18 protein-coding genes are annotated in these 15,219 nt (G+C 70.2%); 4 read left to right on the top strand and 14 right to left on the bottom strand.

Translation table 11 applies throughout. From position 1 onward, the window contains the following. Window positions 1-11: 11 nt before the first annotated feature. The gene (locus ACNI65_RS07520) at window positions 12-884 is read right to left on the bottom strand and encodes a DUF6502 family protein (RefSeq protein WP_416762149.1); all 873 of its coding nucleotides are present in this window, start codon (window positions 882-884) and stop codon (window positions 12-14) included. A 156-nt stretch (window positions 885-1,040) separates the two neighbouring features. Between ACNI65_RS07520 and ACNI65_RS07515 the strand changes: the two genes are divergently transcribed. Both ACNI65_RS07515 and ACNI65_RS07510 read left to right on the top strand, forming a co-directional pair. Continuing rightward, window positions 1,041-1,817 (top strand): acid phosphatase, encoded by a 777-nt coding sequence (locus ACNI65_RS07515; RefSeq protein WP_416762147.1) that lies wholly within the window; start codon window positions 1,041-1,043, stop codon window positions 1,815-1,817. A 177-nt stretch (window positions 1,818-1,994) separates the two neighbouring features. After that, window positions 1,995-4,760 (top strand): TonB-dependent receptor plug domain-containing protein, encoded by a 2,766-nt coding sequence (locus tag ACNI65_RS07510; protein WP_416762146.1) that lies wholly within the window; start codon window positions 1,995-1,997, stop codon window positions 4,758-4,760. Window positions 4,761-4,797: 37 nt separating this feature from the next. Here the strand turns inward: ACNI65_RS07510 and ACNI65_RS07505 are convergent, their stop codons facing one another. Then, complete coding sequence (locus ACNI65_RS07505) at window positions 4,798-5,235, bottom strand: hypothetical protein (protein WP_416762144.1); 438 nt, start codon at window positions 5,233-5,235, stop codon at window positions 4,798-4,800. Here ACNI65_RS07505 and ACNI65_RS07500 point away from each other — a divergent pair. Both ACNI65_RS07500 and ACNI65_RS07495 read left to right on the top strand, forming a co-directional pair. Beyond that, complete coding sequence (locus ACNI65_RS07500) at window positions 5,234-5,764, top strand: gamma carbonic anhydrase family protein (RefSeq protein ID WP_416762143.1); 531 nt, start codon at window positions 5,234-5,236, stop codon at window positions 5,762-5,764. The two genes, ACNI65_RS07505 and ACNI65_RS07500, sit on opposite strands and share 2 nt — an antisense overlap. Before the next feature lie 212 nt (window positions 5,765-5,976). Further along, window positions 5,977-6,396 (top strand): VOC family protein, encoded by a 420-nt coding sequence (locus ACNI65_RS07495; protein WP_416762141.1) that lies wholly within the window; start codon window positions 5,977-5,979, stop codon window positions 6,394-6,396. Window positions 6,397-6,427: 31 nt separating this feature from the next. On the opposite strand, the gene ACNI65_RS07490 is transcribed toward ACNI65_RS07495, so the two are convergent. From ACNI65_RS07490 to ACNI65_RS07435, 12 genes are all read right to left on the bottom strand, one after another. Beyond that, window positions 6,428-6,814, bottom strand: a complete 387-nt coding sequence (locus ACNI65_RS07490) for a DUF1801 domain-containing protein (RefSeq protein WP_416763585.1) — start codon at window positions 6,812-6,814, stop codon at window positions 6,428-6,430. A 127-nt stretch (window positions 6,815-6,941) separates the two neighbouring features. Continuing rightward, a complete protein-coding gene (locus ACNI65_RS07485; RefSeq protein ID WP_416762140.1) occupies window positions 6,942-7,355 on the bottom strand; it encodes a VOC family protein in 414 nt (137 codons plus the stop codon). Between the two features lie 86 nt (window positions 7,356-7,441). After that, entirely contained in the window at window positions 7,442-7,921 is a 480-nt protein-coding gene (locus tag ACNI65_RS07480) for a helix-turn-helix transcriptional regulator (protein WP_416762139.1), read from the bottom strand. 106 nt (window positions 7,922-8,027) lie between these two features. Further along, complete coding sequence (locus tag ACNI65_RS07475; RefSeq protein WP_416762138.1) at window positions 8,028-9,515, bottom strand: sensor histidine kinase; 1,488 nt, start codon at window positions 9,513-9,515, stop codon at window positions 8,028-8,030. Continuing rightward, entirely contained in the window at window positions 9,487-10,170 is a 684-nt protein-coding gene (locus tag ACNI65_RS07470) for a response regulator transcription factor (protein WP_416762137.1), read from the bottom strand. The genes ACNI65_RS07475 and ACNI65_RS07470 overlap by 29 nt, the downstream gene beginning before the upstream one ends. A gap of 50 nt (window positions 10,171-10,220) precedes the next feature. Then, a complete protein-coding gene (locus tag ACNI65_RS07465; RefSeq protein WP_416762136.1) occupies window positions 10,221-11,054 on the bottom strand; it encodes a MipA/OmpV family protein in 834 nt (277 codons plus the stop codon). A gap of 133 nt (window positions 11,055-11,187) precedes the next feature. Further along, complete coding sequence (locus tag ACNI65_RS07460; RefSeq protein ID WP_416762134.1) at window positions 11,188-11,796, bottom strand: hypothetical protein; 609 nt, start codon at window positions 11,794-11,796, stop codon at window positions 11,188-11,190. A gap of 219 nt (window positions 11,797-12,015) precedes the next feature. After that, on the bottom strand, window positions 12,016-13,137 hold the full coding sequence (locus tag ACNI65_RS07455; RefSeq protein ID WP_416762132.1) for a sensor histidine kinase: 1,122 nt from the start codon (window positions 13,135-13,137) through the stop codon (window positions 12,016-12,018). Continuing rightward, on the bottom strand, window positions 13,134-13,868 hold the full coding sequence (locus ACNI65_RS07450) for a response regulator transcription factor (RefSeq protein ID WP_416762131.1): 735 nt from the start codon (window positions 13,866-13,868) through the stop codon (window positions 13,134-13,136). Before ACNI65_RS07450 ends, ACNI65_RS07455 begins: the two co-directional genes overlap by 4 nt. Further along, window positions 13,846-14,211, bottom strand: coding sequence for a 4Fe-4S dicluster domain-containing protein (locus ACNI65_RS07445; protein WP_416762129.1), 366 nt, complete (start codon window positions 14,209-14,211; stop codon window positions 13,846-13,848). The genes ACNI65_RS07450 and ACNI65_RS07445 overlap by 23 nt, the downstream gene beginning before the upstream one ends. Beyond that, window positions 14,211-14,636: a hypothetical protein gene (locus tag ACNI65_RS07440; protein ID WP_416762127.1), complete on the bottom strand. Its 426-nt coding sequence runs from the start codon at window positions 14,634-14,636 to the stop codon at window positions 14,211-14,213. The genes ACNI65_RS07445 and ACNI65_RS07440 overlap by 1 nt, the downstream gene beginning before the upstream one ends. Beyond that, window positions 14,603-14,761: a hypothetical protein gene (locus ACNI65_RS07435; protein WP_416762126.1), complete on the bottom strand. Its 159-nt coding sequence runs from the start codon at window positions 14,759-14,761 to the stop codon at window positions 14,603-14,605. Before ACNI65_RS07435 ends, ACNI65_RS07440 begins: the two co-directional genes overlap by 34 nt. Between the last annotated feature and the right edge of the window lie 458 nt (window positions 14,762-15,219).

The following is a 15,219-nucleotide window of genomic DNA, read 5'->3' as shown; positions in this document are numbered from 1 at the left end:
GCCAGGCCCGCTCACGTCGCCGCGGCCACGGCCTTGCGCGGCGTCGCGGTGGCATCGATGGGCCGGGCGTCCGGGCGCACCGGCTCGGCGTAGCTCTGCAGGCCGAAGCTGTAGCGCTGCGTGCCGCCGGCCTTGCGTCCGCGCGCCTGCGCCAACGTCACCTCGCGGTTGAGCCGGTCGGCGAATCGCCGCCCCCAACGCCGCACCAGCGCGTGCATCCGCCCCACGTCCTCATCCAGCAGGCTGTCGCCGCGCACCGAGAACAGGAAATGCGCCGTCTCATCGCCCTGCATCCGCTCCCAGGCCGCCTGCATGCGGTCCGCGGCGATGCGCGCGCTGCGCGTCAGGCTCTGCAGCTCCTCGCCCGCGGCGCGTTCCGGCGTGCCCCAGCACACCCGCCCCGCGTCATCGAGCCGCACCGCGCCCTGCTGCAGCCACGCGTCCAGCAGCGCCTTGGGCGGCACGCCCTTGGTGATCTCCTCGATCAGGTCCTCGAAGGTCTCGCCCTCGGCCGCGCGCGTGGTGCTGCGCCGCTCCAGCGGCCGCGGCGCGCCGCGCTCGTCGATGAAGCGCGCATCGCCGCTCCACAGCGACATCACGCCGTCGAGCAGGCTCTTGCGCCGCCGCTCGGCCTGCGCCAGCGGCGCCTCGACGCCGATGCGCTTGACGTCCTTGCGGTGCACGCCGGTCAGCGTGCTCAGGGCCGCGTCGGTGATGCGCCGGCCCTCGTCCTCGAGCTGCGCGGCGGCCTGCTCGATGTACACGCGCTTGGACAGCTCGACCAGCTCGGCCACGCCGACGCCCTCGCGCACCAGCAGCCGGATCAGCGGCCGCATCAGCAGCGTCGCGATATGCAGGGATTCTTCTTGTGTGTTGGCGTTCATCCATGTCTCCACCGGGGGCGCGGGCGGTCTGGATGATGCCCGAACCGCTGCTCGCACCGAGCCCGGCACGATGCGCACTGTCGCGCATCCGGGGCGGGACGGCATGCGGGTTACTCTCGATTTGCGAATTTTTCGCATAACTCAACAATGCGCAACATGCAGAACGACCCCTCCCCCCGTTCCTGGCTCGGCGCCCCCGCGCTGTTCGTCCTGTCCACGCTGCTGGCGCTGGGCGCCGACGCGGTGCGCGCCGCCTCGCCGGAGTGGGAGACGCCGACCGCCAGCCACAAGGACGTCAAGCCCTATGCCAACGTCACCGCCCTGCATGGGCTGACGCTGCCCGCGCCGCCCGAGGAAGGCACGCAGGCGGATAAGGATGACGTCGCCGCGGTGCTGGCGCGCCAGCAGGTCGACGCCGCGCGCCGCGCGATGGCCGAGGCCGACGGGGAGCTGCTCTATGACCGCTTCGCCCCGCTGCTCGGCATCGAGCTCAAGCGGGAACGTTTCCCCGCGCTGATCAACCTGCTGAACCGCTCGTTGAAGGAAGCGGGCCAGCCGGCCTTCGCCGCCAAGGCGCTCTACCGCCGGCTGCGCCCCTATCAGCGCCTGACGCTGGACCACGTCTGCGGCCAGAGCGGTCAGTCCAAACCCGATCCCGACGCGAAGCAGCGCACGTCGTACCCGTCCGGTCACGCGACCTACGGGTGGACGACGGCGCTGGTGCTGTCGCGCGTCGCCCCCGACAAGGCCCCCGCGCTGCTGGCGCGGGCGCGCGATTACGGTGAGAGCCGCCTGATCTGCGGCATGCATTTCCCCAGCGACGTGGAAGCGGGCCGACAGCTCGCGACCGCCGTCGTGTCCCAGCTGGACTTGAACCCCGAGTTCCAGCAGGACCTCCAGCGCGCCCGGGCCGAACTGGCCGCCGCGCGCTGAGCTGAGCCGGACCCGCGCCACCCCGACGCGGTCCGCCTGATCCCGCCGTCTTGCGGCGGTCCGACTGATTCCGCCGGCCTGGCGCCGGCTCACCACGTTCGCGACGTTTCGGCCCTGCCGAGGCGCAGCCCTGCCCGCTCCTCCCCTTCGTTGACTCCTCCAGAGGCTTGCAACCCCATGAAGACCCGTCCCACCCTCATCGCCCTGGCCTGCGTGGCCGCCACGCTGCAGATCGCGTGTCCTGTCGCCGCGCAGACCTCGCCGGCCGCACCGGCTGACGACAACAAGAAGCTCGAGAAGGTCGAGGTGACCGGCACGATGATCAAGCGGCTGGACGCCGAGACGCCCGCGCCGGTGACCATCCTGCGCCGCGAGGACATCCAGCGCGCGGGCGCCACCTCGCTCGACGAGCTGCTGCGCATGGACCCCTCCACCGGCACCGGCGGCCTGGATGACCTGGGCTCGGGCAACGGTTTCGCGGCGGGCACGGCGTCGATCTCGATGCGCGGCATGGGCTCGGCCGCCACGCTGGTGCTGATCAACGGCCGCCGCATCGCGCCGGCCGGCGTGGTCGATCCCAACTCCGGCCAGTCCACGGTGTTCAACGTCAACTCGATCCCGATGTCGGCGATCGACCGCGTGGAGATCCTCAAGTCGGGCGCGTCCTCGCTGTACGGCTCCGACGCGCTGGCGGGCGTGGTCAACGTGATCCTGCGCAACGACTACGTCGGCCAACTGATCGAGGTCAACGCCAAGCAGCGCTTCGACGGCCTCTTCAAGAACCAGACCGTCAGCGCGGTGGCCGGCTTCGGCGACTTCGCGGCCGACCGCTTCAACGTGATGCTCGGCGCGGAGGTCTACCTGCGCGACGGCGTGGGCATCAAGGAAGCGCCGGACCGGGTGCGCGGCGAGCTGCTGACCAAGCTCTACAACCGCCTGGTGCCGAGCTCGACCTCGTCCTATCCCGGCAACCTCTACACCTACAACAACGGCCTGAGCGGCAGCTGGCGCGGCATGCTGTCCAACGACTGCGCGACGCAGGCGCCCTACTCGTCGACCGTTGCCACGCCGCGCTGCCTGTGGGATTCGACCCAGTACAGCCAGTACGTCGGTGACCAGGAACGCGGCTCGGTCTTCGCGCGCGCGTCGCTGCGCGTGAACAGCGTCACCACGCTGTCGGCCGAGGTGATGGCCTCGCGCGTGAAGAACGACTACGCGGACTCGCCCACCAGCCGCAGCGAATCGCTGTCGACCTGGGGCGACTCGCAAGGCAACACGATGCAGTACCTCGGCCTGGCCCTGCCGGCCAATCACCCGCAGAACCCCACGCGCCTGGCCAGCACGGCCAACCCGGTGAAGCTGCCCAACAGCAGCGGCGGCACGACGACCTACACCAAGCCCACCGTGATGGGCCTGCGCTACCGCTTCGCCGACATCCCCTACGGCTACAGCACGACCGCGGACAACCTGCGCATGGTCGTCAGCGGCAGCACCGAGTGGAACGGCTGGGACCTGGACGGCGGCCTCCTCCATCACCTGCAGCGCAACACCAAGGACCTGCATGGCCGGTTGAGCCTGTCCGGCCTGAACAAGGTCGTCAACGACGGCAGCTACGTCTTCGGCGGCGTGAACAGCGCCGAGACGCTCGCGCTGATGGCCCCCGACCTGCACGACTGGGGCAAGGCCTCGACGAGCTCGGCGGACCTGCGCGGCTCGCGCGAGATCGGCCAGCTCGCCGGCGGCGCGGCGATGCTGGGCCTGGGCGGCGAGTTCCGGCATGAGAGCTTCGAGGTCGGCGCCGATCCGCGCACCGCGGCGGGCGACATCATCGGGCGCGGCATCGGCGAGGCCAGCGGCGCGCGCAACGTGGCCGCCGCCTACGCGGAAGTGCAGGCCCCGCTGCTCAAGGGCCTGGAGACGCAGACCGCGCTGCGCGTCGAACACTACACCGACTTCGGCAACGCGCTGACCGCCAAGCTGGGCGCCAAGTACAAGGTCACCGACTCGCTGTCGCTGCGCGGCAGCTGGGCCAACGGCTTCCGCGCACCGTCGCTGTCGCAGATCAGCAAGTCCTCGGTGTTCTCGTTCAGCTCGGGCTATCGCGATCCGATCCTCTGCCCGACGGTGACGACCACCAACACCAACTGCTCGCTGAGCCTGTCCACCGTCTCGCTGGCCAACCCGAACCTGCGTCCGGAGAAGTCCGATTCCTACACGCTGGGGCTGCTGTTCTCGCCCACGCCCAGCACCGAGGTGATCGTCGACGGCTGGTACATCGAGCGCCGCGGCGAGGTCGACCGCCTGAGCGCGCAGGAGATCCTGAACCGCGAGGCGGAGTTCCCCGGCATGGTGCTGCGCCTGCCGACCACGGACGGCACGCTGGGCCAGGTCTACCAGGTCCGCCGCCCGTATCTGAACCTGGCGATGACGCGGACCTCCGGCCTGGACTACGACCTGTCGCAGCGCTTCACGCTGGGCGAATCGGGCGAATGGGGCAAGCTCAAGCTGAGCCTGCGCGGCACGCGCATGTTCATGCGCAAGGAACAGACTGAAGCCGGCAGCCCGATGGTGGAGACACTCGGTTTCTACAAGGTGCCGCGCAGCAAGGCCGCGATCAGCGCGAACTGGACGATGGGCGACTGGAGCACCTCGGTGACGGGCAATCACCAGAGCGGCTTCCAGAGCTTCGATGCCGGCGGCAGCTGCGATTCGACGCTGACCAGCAACGGCTACGGCGAGTACTGCCGGATGAAGGCGTGGCGCACGGTGGACATGTCGGTCAGCTACAAGGGCTTCCGTTCGCTGCGTCTGAGCGCGACGGTGCGCAACGTGGCCGACTCGCGTCCGCCGCTGGACCCCAACGAGACCGACGTCGGCGTGTCGGGCAGCGTGGCCAACGCCTATGGGCGCTACCTGTCGGTGACCGCGTCGTACGAGTTCTGATCGAGGGGATCAGGCCTGCGGGGTCAGGCCTGCGGGATCACGCTTGCCAGACGCCGTACCCGGCCTCGCGCAGGCCGATGGCGAGCTCGACCTCCATGTCCCGCGCGGCGTCGTAGGGCATGGGGTTGTAGACCTCGTACAGGCGCGGCAGCAGCCGCAGTCCGTAGTCGAAGACGAATCGGTTGGCCTGGATGCCGGCCTTGTGCTTGTCGAAGCGCAGGTCGGGGTCCAGGCCGGTCATGCCGACGTACACGAAGGGCATGCCGAGCCGGTAGTCCGGATTGGCCCTGCGAAAGCGCGGCTCGTTCCAGACCTGGTCGGCGAGCTCCACCACGTAGACGTGATGGTGATGGCGCTGCGCACGCTTCGTCCGCGGGGCCTGCTTGGTGTTCCCGGCCTTCTCGGTGTGCTCGGCGTTCTTGGCCGATGCCGCGACAATGCGCTTCGTTGCTGATTTCCGGCCGCTGACCGCCATGCCTCTGTCCTCTTACCTCAACACCTCGCCCGTGCTCGCCGAGCGCGTCTTCGTCCACGACTCCGCGCAGGTGATCGGCGATGTCACGATCGGCGCCGACAGCTCCGTGTGGTGCAACACCGTGCTGCGCGGCGACGTGAACCGGATTGTGATCGGCACCGGCACCAACGTGCAGGACTTCAGCATGGGCCACGTCTCGCACAAGAGCACGAAGAAGCCCGAGGGCTCGCCGCTGATCATCGGCGACCACGTGACCGTGGGGCACTCGGTGATCCTGCACGGCTGCCGCATCGGCAACGAATGCCTGATCGGCATGGGCTCCATCGTGATGGACGATGTCGTGATCGAGGACCGCGTCATGATCGGCGCGGGCAGCCTGGTCTCGCCGGGCAAGACGCTCAAGAGCGGTCATCTCTACATCGGCCGCCCCGCCGTGGCCGTGCGTCCGCTCACGGACGAGGAGATCGCCTACCTGCGTTACTCCGCCGAGCATTACGTCCGGGTGAAGGACAACTACCTGGGCAAGTGAGCGGCGCGTGATCGGGCGCGTGATCGGACGCCTGTTCGGGCGCAGGGACATCCTTGCCGTGCTTGACGGCATCGAAGCGGGTGTCCTACCATCGCGCCCGCTTCGCAGTCCTTCGCACTGCACCGAGCCGTAAGCGTTTACGTCAGCCAACGCGCAACCCCACCGGTACCTCGTCGCTGTCGCGTCGTGCCGGTTCGCGCACAGGCATTCACATGACCACGCTCATCACCACGGTTCGTACCACCTTCAATCACCTGAGCTTCCCGTCGCACGACGTGCCCGCCACCGCGGCGTTCTTCGAGCGTTTCCTCGGTTTCACCGTCCTCGCGATGGGCAACAGCCGCGTCGTCAAGAAGGATCAGCTCGACATCGTCCTGGAGGACGCGCGCGATCGCGACGTCCAGTGGCCGGGCAACTTCCACGTCGGCGTCGAGGTCGCGACGCGCGAGGACCTTGCCCGCCTCTTCGACGAGATGCGCGAGGCCGGCGTGCCGATGGAGACCGACGTCTTCGCGCATGCGCGCGGCTCACGCTTCTTCTGCTGGATGCCGGGCCGGCTGATGCTGGAGGTCAACACGCGCGAAGACGCGGCGCCGGAGTTCCGGCGCACCTTCGCGAGCCAGCAGGGCTGATGGCGGCGGCGGCCTGGCGGCCGCCTCCCGTTCAAGCGGACGGCTTGGCGCTGGCCTTGGCGCGCGGCTTGGCCGACGCCTCGTTGAGCGCGGCCGCCGCCTTGAAGAGCGCCTTCAACGCCTTCTCGTCGAGGACCTCGCCCTGACGGATGTCGATGGCGCGGCGCGCGTTGCCGTCCAGGCTCGAGTTGAAGAGCTTCGCCGGATCGTCCAGCTTGGCGCCCTTGGCGAAGGTCATCTTCACGACCTCCTTGTAGGTCTCCCCGGTGCAGATCTGCCCATGGCGTTCCCACACCGGCGTGCCGCGCCACTTCCACGTCTCCTCGACGCCGGGCACCGCGTCCTTCATCAGCTGGCGGATGCGCGCGAGCGTGCGTCCGCGCCAGTCGTCGAGCTGCGCGATGCGGGCATCGATCATCTCGGACGCGTTGATGTCGGCGTTGGCGTCGGTGTCGGCGGTCTTGGCCTTGGCCTTGGCCTTGGCCGCGGGGATCTTGGCCGTGGCGGTCTTGCTTGCGGTCGTGGCGGGCATGGCGGTGCTCCGGTCAGTTCTTGAGCTGCTGGATACGGATCATGTTGCCCGCGGGGTCGCGCACGCCGAAGTCACGCACGCCATAGGGCTGATCGGTCGGTTCCTGGACGATCTCCGCGTCGCGCGCCTGGAGCCGCTCGAAGGTCGCGTCCAGGTCCTTGGCGCCCAGCAGCAGCATCGCGTAGGTGCCCTTGGCCATCATCTCGGCGATGGTGCGCTTCTCGTCATCGGTCACGCCGGGCGTGGCCGCCGGCGGGAACAGCACGATGGAGGTGTCGGGCCGGCCCTTGGGGCCGATCGTGATCCAGCGGTTGCCGCCGAAGGCGACATCCTTGCGGATCTCGAAATCCAGCCCGTCGCGGTAGAAGGCCAGCGAGGCTTCCGGGTCGGTGTGCGGCAGGAAGGTCGAGTGAATGGTGATGTCCATGCAAGTCTCCAGGAAGTCGTGGGTGGCGGTCGCGGCGGCCGTCGCCGCCGGCCGCCCGGGTGGTTTGGGGGCCCTTGCGATGCAGTCTAGGAGGATGCCTTTTCCGGCGCTTCTCGATTCCTGATCGGACGCGTCACCTGCTTGGCCACGCAGGACGGCAGGCCCTGGGCCTCGCCCGCGGCGTCGCGCCGGTAGACGCTGGGCGGCACGCCGACGAGCTCAGTGAACCGGGTGCTGAAGGTGCCCAGCGACGCGCAGCCGACCTCGAAGCAGATCTCGGTGACGCTGAGGTCGCCGCGACGCAGCAGGGCCATCGCGCGCTCGATGCGGCGCGTCATCAGGTAGGCGTAGACGGATTCGCCGTAAGCCAGCCGGAACTGGCGGCTCAGGTGGCCGGCGGACATGGCCACGCCCGCGGCCAGCGCCTCGACGTCCAGCGGCTGGGCGTACTCGCGGTCGATGCGGTCGCGCACGCGGCGCAGGCGCGCGAGGTCGCGCAGGCGCGTGTCCGGCGCCACGGACGATGGGGGCAGGTCGGCGACTGCGCGAGCGGCGGGATCAGGCATCCGGCGATCCTAACCAGCCACCGCGCGCGAAATCCAGCGGCGGCCTCGGGACCATCCCGGACAAGCCAGGTGCCGAAAGTCAGAGGAGCGTCAGACCGGCGCCGGCTCAGAACAAGGCGCGCCGCACCGCCTGCGAATACCCCGACTGGATGCCCGCGCCGGCGAGCCGAGGCGGTGTCGATGTCGTGAGGTCGTGCGGCACCGTGGTCTCCATCGGAGCGTCGTCGTCCGAGGGCGTCATCTCGCACCGCACCTCCAGTCCCGGCGAGCGCTGATGCGCGCTCAGCCGCCAGCCGTGGGCGGCGGCGATCTCGGTGCAGATCGCCAGGCCCAGGCCCGCACCCTGCTCGCGCCGGTCGGCGCCGCGCCAGAAGCGCTCGAAGATGCGCGGCAGGTCCTTCGCCGCCACGCCCTTCCCTTCGTCGATCACCGAGAACCCGTCCGCCCGCGCCTGCAGCGTGACCACGCCCTGGGACGGACTGTGCTGGATCGCGTTTTCAACGAGGTTCTTCAGCAGCGTGAACAGCGCGCCGCGGTCCGCCTGCCAGAAGCGCAGCGCGGGATCCAGCCGCAGGCCGAGCGTGACGCTGCGCCGGCTCGCCACGCGCTCCATCAGGTCGAAGACCTCGCGCACGGCCGAGCCCGGCTCGATCGCCTCGACCCGGTAGTTGCGCTGCTCGCTCGCCTCGGCCAGCAGCAGCAACTGCTGCACCTGGCGCGCGACCCGGTCGACGTCCTCCAGGATCTGCTCGCGCCACGGGCCGGGATCGGCCAGCTCGACCTGCGCGCGGATCAGCGCCAGCGGCGTCTTGAGCTCGTGCGCGGCGTTGGACAGGAAGTCCTGCTGCGTGCGGAAGCCGCCTTGCAACCGGTCCAGCGCGCCGTTCAGCGCCTCGATCAGCGGACGCAGCTCCCGGGGCTGATCCGCCGCCGGCAGGCGCTCGGCCAGCGTGCGCGGCGTGATGCGCCGCGCCGCGCGCGAGGCCGCGCGCACCGGCGCCAACGCCTGCTTCAGCGCCAGGTGGATGGTCACGAGGAACACCAGAACGAAAGTCGCGCTGAGCGCGATCGTGCCCTGGCGCAGCACGTCGAAACCGATGGACTCGCGCATCTGCAGCACCATGCGGTCGGTCACCGCGAACTGCGCGTACCAGCGCCGGCCCTCGTGATCGAAGGGCACGGTCGCGCCATGCATCGCCACGCCCTTGCGCTCGAAGACGAAGGATTGGCGTTTGGGCTCGAACGCGCGGCCCTCGGGCGAGAGGGTCTCCGTGACGCCGTCGGTCGCATAGGCCACACGGCCCCGCGCATCGACGACGCGCAGCATGACCTCGTTGCGCAGGCTCTCGAAGAGCCAGGGCTGGATCGCCTTCTCCTCGATGCCCACGGGCTGGCCGCTCGCGTCGAAACGCAGGTGGCGCGCGATGGCGGCGCCGTTGTCCTCGATCTGGTCGCGCAGCACCCAGCGCGTGAACGGCTCCCACCACAGCGTGGACGCCGCGCCCACGATCAGCGCGCTGAGCAGCATGCTCGCGCCGAGCACCGCCAGCACGCGGTCGCGCAGGCTATTCGGCCATCGCATCTTGAAGCGCATACCCGTGATTCCTGAGATTGACGATGCGCAGCGAGGAGCCCACCGAGGCCAGCTTCTTGCGCAAGCGATGCAGCGCCACGTCGAGCGCGTTGGGCGTGACCGCCTCGGACAGCCCCCACGCCGCGGCCTCCAACGCCGCACGCCGTGCCGTGCGGCCCTGCTGGTGCACCAGCGCCACGGCGATCTGCAGCTCCGCCGGCGCCAGCGCGACCGCGTCATCGCCGCGCATGAGCAGCGCCTGCTCGACGACGATCTCGATGTCGCCGAAGGCCACCCGCGGCGGCCGCACCGCCGCGGGCCGGCGCATCAGCGCCCGCACGCGCGCCACCAGTTCCTCCATCGGGAAGGGCTTGGCGAGGTAGTCGTCGGCGCCCGATTCCAGGCCCTCGACACGGTCATGCAGCGCGTCGCGCGCGGTGAGCATCAGACAGGGCGTGCCCTGCCGCTCGGCGCGCAACCGCTTGACCAGCGCGAGCCCGTCGCCGTCGGGCAGGCCGCGGTCGATCACCAACGCCGCGTAGCCGACCTCGCGATGCGCCACCCAGGCGGCCTCCATCGCGTGGAAGACATCGGTGGGAATGCCGGCGTTCTGCAGGGCCTGCCGGATCAGTCCGGCGAGCCGGACGTGGTCCTCGATCAGGGCGATTCGATTCATGCGGGGAGCGGGAAGCGGAGAGTGGGAGGCGGAGCGTGGGTCGCGAGCAATCAGAAGCGGTACATGTAGCCCAGCACCACGCGCGAGGTGTCCTTGCGCGAGACGATGGGGCTCTGCCGGATCTCGTCGGGCAGACGCGTGACACTAGCATCGATGTAGACCAGATGGCTGCGGGCGATCGCGTAGTCCACGCGCAGGCCGAGCTCCGCGGTCGTCGCCGACTGGCCGGTGTACAGCGCGCGCGAGGCGGTCACTTCATGCGCGTGCACGCCGTAGTAATAGTCGACGTACTTCTTGTCGAGCCACTGCGCCTTCACGCGCGGCGTCAGGCCCCATGCGCCGAATCCGAAACGGCGATCGGCCTGCAGCGAGAACTTCTGGCCCTTGCTCTCGCCCGAGAGGTCGCCGACGTACTCCGCGCCGAGCTGCACCCACGGCGTCTGCCAGGTCAGCGCGCCACCACCCCACACCGAGGCCTTGCGCTTGTCCATGCCGGCGAGCAGCGGCGAGTCGCTCGCCTTGAAGCCTTCGTCGTCGTACTTCAGGCGCAGGCCGGCGCTCAGGCTGTGCTGGGTGGAGAAGCCCTCGCGCCACAGCTTCAGATCGGCATTGCCGCCGGCGAGCCGAAACCACCGGTTCTCGACCAGCAGCACCGGCAGCGCGTTGTTCTTGCGGTCAACGCCGGCATAAGGCAGCTGGCGGCTGGCCACGGCGATGCCCAGGCCGGTCTGCAGGCCCGGCTGGACCTGCGGGTCGAGATCACCGAGCAGTTGGGCATGGGCGGGCGTCGCCACCGCGCCCAGCAGGAGGACGGAGCCCAGGGACAGGGCCTGGGCGTGGAACAGGACGCGGAAGGGGGCGCGGGACGAGAGAAAGGCGGCCATCGAGGCGACTCCAAGTGAGGACGGAGCGGATGGTCGGACGGGTCGACTTACCCGCGTCTTACCGTTGCCGTCCTTACCGCGGCCGTCCTGACCGCGGCCGTCCTTGCGGCGGCCGTCCTCGCGTGGGCGGGCCTCAGGCGACCGTGTCGGGCACGGGCTCGAAGTACTGCACGACGGGCACGCCATGGCGCACCGCCAGCTCGTAGACGCCGAGCATGCCCATGGCCTCGCGCAGGTCGTCGCGGATGGCCGCGGCGGCGATGACGGCCTCGTCATCGCTGTCCATGGCGCCCTCGTCGTCGTCCTGCAGCCGGCAGACCAGCTCGGCGATGACGGCGGCGCGCTGCAGCCGCTCGCGCAGCGTGCGCATGGCCAGGCCGACCGTGATGTCGCGGCGCGGCACGAAGAATTCGACGCTGCCCAGCGCGAAGCGGCTCAGCGACGGGTACATGCGCGATTCGAGGAGGAAGGCCTCCATCTCCTCGGGGTTCAGCCGCAGCAGCGGGCGGATGTGTTCCAGCGCGCACTGCATGACCAGGGTCTTGCCGGGGCGCGGCGGATCGGCGGGGCCGGCATCGGCGGGACAGGCCTCAGAGGGGTGGCGATCGGCGGCCGCGGACTCGCGGGCCGGCGGATCGTCCAGCTCATCGGACGCATCGTCCGTGTGGATCGCGGCGAAGCGGGCCGCGGCGGCGGGTGGAAGGCCGGACAGGCCGGCGCGGGGGGAAGGCATCAGGGACATGGACAACTCCAATCGAATCGGATCACTGCATCAACATCACCTTCGTCGGGATGACGGGGACCGCGCTGGCGGCGCGGGGGACGGATCTTCAGCGCGCCGGCCGCAAGACCTGGCACGAAAGAATCAATGAAATGGATTCGATGAAGTCTTCAACGTCGGCGCCACACGGCTTGTGGGGATGCGACCGACCTGTCTCGGTGGGGTGCTGACTGGTCCTGTCTATTGGAAGCGGACCGTCGCCTCGAACCCCGGCTGCGCGTTGCGCAGCTCCAGCCGGCTGCCATGCGCTTCAGCCACCAGCCGGCACAGCGACAACCCCAGCCCCACGCCGCCATCGCTGCGCGCGCGCGCCTCGTCCGGGCGGAAGAACGGCTGACCCAGCTGCGACAGCGCCTCGGGCGTCACGCCCGGTCCATGGTCGCGCACCGTCAGCCGCGCGCCCGTCCCGTCGCGCGTCACCGACACGAGCACCGGTCCGGCCGCCGCGTCGTTGTGCCGCAGCGCGTTGTGCACCAGGTTGCGCAGCAGCAGCTGCACCCGCACGCGATCCAGGCGCAGCACCGGCAGGTCGCGGTCGATCCGCAGCGCCACGCCCGGCTGGTCCTGCTCCTGCGCGAGCGCCCCCAGGTCGCAGTCGTCGACCTGCAGCGCGCGATGCCCGCTGCCCAGCCGCTCGCGCTCGAGCAGGGCCGAGATCAGCTCGCGCATCTGCGCCAGCTCATCCAGCAGCGCCTCCTTCGAGGCGCCCTCGTCGACCAGCTCCGCATGCAGGCGGGCCCGCGTGAGCGGGCTGCGCAGCTCGTGGCTGATCGCCAGCAGCAGCGCGCGCTTGCCGTCCAGCATCGCCTGGATGTCCTCGGCCATCTGGTTGAAGCGGTGCGCCAGATCGCCGATCTCGTCGCGGTGCCAGATCCGCACGCGATGGTCGAGATCGCCCCGGCCGAAGGCCTCCGCGCCCGCGGCCAGCTCATGCAGCGGTGCCACGAGGTGGCGGATGCCGCCATAGGCCAGCCCCGTCACCAGCAGCAGCAGCGGCACCGCCCACAACAGGCCGTACTCGAAACGCATCGCGCTCCACAGGATCGCGCTGCCCGCGCCGGCCAGCACCACGAAGATCGCGATCAGCCGCGCGCCCAGCGAGTGCTTGAACCGCGCGTGATGCCGATGCCAGCGCTGATGCCAGCGATTGCGCGCGCGCCAGTGCCAGCGCCAGTCCCGCTGACGCAGGCGCTCGTGCGGGAACGGCAGCCCCCGGGCCTCCATCTCCGCCCAGCGACGCAGCTTGTCGAGCTTGCGGTGATGCCGGCTCCAGTGGTCATAGGGATGTCGAGGGCCTCTCATGGCGCGCCCTCCCCGTCACGCGCGGAGGCGCTCAGCGCCGGCAGCGCGAAGCAGTAGCCCGCGTTGCGCAGCGTCTTGAGCGCCTCCAGCGGCTCGAGCTTGCGACGCATCCGGCTCACCAGGATGTCCACGGCGCGCGTGTACAGGTCGGCCTCCTGGCCGCGCAAGCGATTCAGGATCTCGTCGCGCGAGAAGACCCGGCCCGGCTCGCGCGCCAGCATCAGCAGCAGCTCGTACTCGGTGCTGGTCAGCTCGATCGGGCCGGCGTCCGCGCTGACCTGCCGCCGCGCGGTGTCGATCGTCAGGCCCTCGAAGCGCAGCAGCGTCGGGGACGGCGTGGTGGAGGCCGCCGGCGCCAGCCGCGTGCGCCGCAGGATGGTCTGCAGCCGCGCGGCGAGCTCGCGCGGCTCGAAGGGCTTGGCCAGGTAGTCGTCCGCGCCGAGCTCCAGGCCGACCACGCGGTCGGTCAGATCGCCGCGCGCGGTCAGCATCAGGATGGGGATCTCGCGCCACGGGTCCTGTCCGCCGCGCAGCTGCTTGCAGAACGCGAAGCCGTCCATCTCCGGCAGCATGCCGTCCAGGATCAGCGCGTCGAAGCGTTCCTGCGCCAGCCGCGCCAGCGCGGCGCTGGGCCGCGTGACCGCGCTCAACGCGAAGTCGAAACGCGCGAGGTAGCTCGCCAGCGGCGCGGCCAGCGCCTCGTCGTCGTCAATCAGCAGCAATCGATGCATCGTGGCGTCCATTGTGCCCAGGCGCCCCCGCGGTGCCGTTCGCGCCGTCCGGCACCCGGGTGTGCCTCACCAGCGTGATCGCGCGCTCGGGGCAGGCCCTGACGCAATGACCGCAGGCGCGGCACGCGTCGGCGTTGGGCGTGAAGGCCTGCTGCCAGCCGTGCGCGTAACCGCGCAGCTTGCCCCGCAGGTTCAGTTCCTTGCGGCGCTCCGCCGGCAGGGTGCCGACCGAGAACACGTCATGCGGACAGACCGCGACGCAATCGCCCTTGCCCTCGCAGCGGTTGCGATCGATGACCGGCCGCAGCAGCCCCGGCGGCTGCCGGCAGTCGCGCGCGTCCATCACAGGCCCCGGTCGGCGCCGGCCGGCGGGGCGTCGTCACCGCGGCGCTCATCGTCACGGCGACCGTCACGGTGGCGGTCATGGCGACCGTCATGGCGATCGTCATGCCGCCCTGCCCGCTTGCGCAGCCGGCGCATCGCGAAGCGCAGCATCTGCTGCTGGTCGAAATCCAGCGCGTCGAAGAAGTCCCCGAAAGCGGCGACCAGCGCCGGGCCGGTCGCTCGCAGCGCGTCGAGCTGACCGTCGAGGAGCTCCTGCGCCTCCTCGCGGCGGAAGTTGTCGGTGTCGATGAGGCGGGCGACCTCGGGACCGCGCGCCAGCGCCTGGAGCGCGCGGCGTGCGTTGCCCAGCTGCTCCAGCAACAGCCCGAGCAGCGCGTCCTGGCGCTCGCTCAGGTCCAGAAAGGCACGGGCCCGGGCTTGCAACCGGTGGCCGCGGTGGCCGTGGGCATCGGATCCCAGGCCCCCGCCGAGGCCGCCCCACCCATCACCGCCGTGGTGACCATGGCGACCGTGGCGGCCGTGGCCACCGTGTCGTCCGTGGCCGCCATGACCGTGTGCGTGGCCGCGTCCGAAGCCACCCCAGCCCCATGGGAAACCACCGAAGCCGCCGAGGCGATGCCAGGGGCCGTGGACGGGCAGCGGGCCGTAGTAGCCGTGGTCACACACAGGGCCGACAGGACCGAAGCGACCATCGTGGCCGAAAAGAGCGTGCTGACGTTCATGGTGGTGGCTCCAGCGTCGAAACAAATGCATGGTGCAATTCCTTGGTAAAGCCCGGGTGTCCGGGCGGTGAATCCATGTCGCCATGATTCCCATGCCCGTTCGCCAGGGCATCTCACCGCGGTATCGCTGTTTTTCGTTTTGTATCGCCGCACCCCCACCCGATGGAATGCCTCCAAGGGGGGAAATCCGGGCGAAATCGGGCGAATTGGAGGGACGCCAAAGCCCTCTGCTGACACGACGCGTCAGGGAGTCGACTTTCGACATCCCCCGCCATCCCCCCTCC

Origin of the sequence: Roseateles sp. So40a (assembly GCF_048081605.1) — a bacterium.
Lineage (GTDB): Bacteria > Pseudomonadota > Gammaproteobacteria > Burkholderiales > Burkholderiaceae_C > Roseateles.
This window is presented reverse-complemented; position numbering and strand designations above follow the sequence as displayed.